This window comes from Oscillibacter sp. KLE 1728, assembly GCF_934833455.1.
In the GTDB taxonomy this organism is placed as follows: Bacteria; Bacillota; Clostridia; order Oscillospirales; family Oscillospiraceae; genus Oscillibacter; species Oscillibacter welbionis.
The window spans coordinates 21,239-24,018 of record NZ_CAKVVF010000032.1 but is presented as its reverse complement, the minus strand read 5'-3'; the positions used below and the strand labels follow the sequence as shown (position 1 = coordinate 24,018).

Here is a 2,780-nt window from a genome sequence, read left to right as displayed (position 1 = left end):
CCGGGGGACCGGGCCGCCGACTGCGGCGGCACCATGGAGCCGGTGGCCGTCTGGGTCCGCAAGGGCGGCGAGTGGGCCATCATCCACCGCTGCAAGATCTGCGGCGTGCTCCATTCCAACCGGGTGGCGGCGGATGATAACCCCATGCTGCTGATGAGCTTGGCGGTGAAGCCTCTGGCCGCACCGCCGTTCCCCTTGGACCGGCTGGAGCGGGCGGCGGAGTAAAAACCTGAAAAATCGGCGGAGGCTGTACGGCCTCCGCCGGTTTTTCTATGCCACGTGTTTGAAATTCCCCCAGGTCTCATTGACACTGGAGACGCAGGCGAAGGTATCCGGGAAGCGGGCCAGAATCTCCTGGAACCGAACCACCTGATGGCGGTTCACCACGCAGATCAGCAGGGAACGGGGAGTCTCCGAGTACATTCCCTCCGCCTGGAGCACAGTGACACCGTGGCGCAGCTGCTGCATGAGCTGCCGGGAGAGCTCCTCCGGCTGCCGGGTGACCACCTCGAATTTCATGGCGGATTTGCCGCCCTTCAAAATGGTGTCGCTGATGCTGGAGCTGAGATAGCAGTAGATCAGGCACAGGATCACCGGCTCGAACTGGCAGCCGTAGACGAAGAAGGACAACACCGCCACCGCGGCATTGAGGCTGAAGATCAGCCAGACCAAGCTGGCCTCCGGGTGCTTTTTCCGCACCCAGGCGGCTATGATGTCCGTTCCGCCGGTGGAGCCGTTCTGCCGGATCACCCAGCCGTACACAGCGCCGCTGACCACACCGGCCGCCACAGGCCCCAGGATGGCGGAGGAGCCGGAGTCATAGGCGATGGCGCTTAGGTCCATCTGGCCCAGCACCAGCGTGACGGCGGAGAACACCAGCACGAACACCAGTGTTTTGCGGGCGAAGTCCCGGTCGACTTTTTTCCAGGCCAGCAGGACCAGCGGCAGGTTGATGAGCAGGGAGAGGTAGCCGATATTGACGTGCAGCAGGTATTGCAGCATGGTGGCCAGGCCGTTGATGCCCGCCGGGGCGAAGGCGTTGGGAAAGACAAACAGCTCATAGCTGACGCCCATCAGACAGGCCAGACCGGCTGTGATCGCGTAGCTGCGCAGAGCGGTCCAAGAGGGATGATGCTTCATAGGAGTGCCTCCGTTTTCTGAAATCCGGGCCGCAGTATACGCCATTTTCCTCCAAAACGCAACAGAAATTGCAAAAAAAATTCTGCATTGCAGGAAAACTTTCCTGCAATGCAGAATCCGTATATACGGCCCTGCCGGAGGGGAAAAAACTGGATGTCCACGCAGTCTGAACGGGCAGTGCCGTCACGGGGAATCAGAACTTCTTGTCCTTCGCGGTCTCGCAGTAGGCGCAGCGATAGGTGTGAGTGGCGGGATCGCTCAGCAGGAATATGGCGTCCAGCTGGGGCTCTGCTACGGTGATGCAGCGGGGGTTTTTGCAGTGGATGACATTCACCAGCTTTTTCGGAAGCTCCAGATGCTTCTTTTCCACCCGCACGCCGTTGCGGATGATGTTGACGGTGATGTTGGGGTCGATATAGCCCAGCACATCCAGATCTACCTCCATGGGGGAGTCGATCTTGATGATGTCCTTCTTACCCATCCGGCCGCTGCGGACATTCTTGATGATGGCCACGGAGCAGTCCAGCTGGTCCAGATGGAGGTAGCGGTAGATGTCCATGCTCTTGCCAGCCTGGATGTGGTCCAGGACCACGCCGTTTTGGATGCTGTCGATGTTCATAGCGTCAATGCCTCCTTCTCACACCTGAATGCCCAGCAGCTTCAGGATCAGTGCCATGCGGATGTACTTGCCGTTCTTCACCTGTCTCCAGTAGGCGGCCCGGGGATCCTTGTCCACCGCCACAGTGATCTCGTTGACACGGGGCAGGGGGTGGAGGATGGACAGGTCCGCCTTGGCGTTCTCCAGCTTCTCCGGTGTCAGGATGTAGCTGTCCTTCAAGCGCAGGTAGTCCTCCTCATTGAAGAACCGCTCCTTCTGGACACGGGTCATGTAGAGAATGTCCAGCTGGGGGATGACGGACTCCAGATCCGTGGTCTGGGTGTAGGGGATGCCCTTCTTCTTCAGAGCCTCCTCCTTCACATACCGGGGCAGCTTCAGCTCGGTGGGGGAGATCAGCACGAAGTTGATGTGATCGTACCGGCTCAGGGCGTTCACCAGGGAGTGGACGGTGCGGCCGAATTTCAGGTCGCCGCAGAAGCCGATGGTGAAGTTGTTCAGCCGCCCCTTCTCCCGGTGGATGGTCAGCAGGTCGGTGAGCGTCTGGGTGGGATGGTTGTGGCCGCCGTCGCCGGCATTGATGATAGGTACCTCACTGAACTGGGAGGCGGCGTAGGGAGCACCCTCCTTGGGATGGCGCATGGCGATGATGTCGGCGTAGCAGCTGACAGTGTGGATGGTGTCGCCCACGGTCTCGCCCTTGGCGGTGGAGCTGGAGCTGGCCTCAGAAAAGCCCAGGGTGCTGCCGCCCAGGGCCAGCATGGCGGACTCAAAGGAGAGCCGGGTCCGGGTGGAGGGCTCGAAGAAGAGCGTTGCCAGCTGCTTATGGGCACAGGCGTCCTGGTACTTGACCGGGTTGGCGATAATGTCCTCCGCGGTGGCGATCAGCTGATTGATCTCATCCACGGAGAGGTCGGTGATGTCGATAAGATTTCTGGGCATGATGAACTCCTTTCAGGGGTGTGGTGGGAGGGAGCCGCTCCTCGGGCGGCAGGGAATAGCTCCCGGCAAAGCCGGAAGCGGA

Annotated in this window: 4 protein-coding genes; 1 reads left to right on the top strand and 3 read right to left on the bottom strand. The window is 60.5% G+C overall.

Annotation, left to right across the window (positions count from 1 at the left end):
* A partial coding sequence (locus QVE23_RS05465) for an RNHCP domain-containing protein (RefSeq protein WP_287967719.1) occupies positions 1-225 on the top strand: 225 nt, incomplete at its 5' end.
* Positions 226-270: 45 nt separating this feature from the next.
* On the opposite strand, the gene QVE23_RS05460 is transcribed toward QVE23_RS05465, so the two are convergent.
* From QVE23_RS05460 to pyrB, 3 genes are all read right to left on the bottom strand, one after another.
* Positions 271-1,140, bottom strand: a complete 870-nt coding sequence (locus tag QVE23_RS05460; protein WP_287967717.1) for a YitT family protein — start codon at positions 1,138-1,140, stop codon at positions 271-273.
* Between the two features lie 193 nt (positions 1,141-1,333).
* Entirely contained in the window at positions 1,334-1,759 is a 426-nt protein-coding gene (locus tag QVE23_RS05455; RefSeq protein WP_025544033.1) for an aspartate carbamoyltransferase regulatory subunit, read from the bottom strand.
* 18 nt (positions 1,760-1,777) lie between these two features.
* Positions 1,778-2,698, bottom strand: coding sequence for an aspartate carbamoyltransferase (gene pyrB, locus QVE23_RS05450; RefSeq protein ID WP_287554539.1), 921 nt, complete (start codon positions 2,696-2,698; stop codon positions 1,778-1,780).
* Positions 2,699-2,780: the final 82 nt, after the last annotated feature.

What these genes read in the sequence shown, in the direction of transcription:
- QVE23_RS05460 (WP_287967717.1), bottom strand. Translation starts at nt 1,140, where the DNA reads ATGAAGCATCATCCCTCTTGGACCGCTCTGCGCAGCTACGCGATCACA.
- QVE23_RS05455 (WP_025544033.1), bottom strand. Translation starts at nt 1,759, where the DNA reads ATGAACATCGACAGCATCCAAAACGGCGTGGTCCTGGACCACATCCAG.
- pyrB (WP_287554539.1), bottom strand. Translation starts at nt 2,698, where the DNA reads ATGCCCAGAAATCTTATCGACATCACCGACCTCTCCGTGGATGAGATC.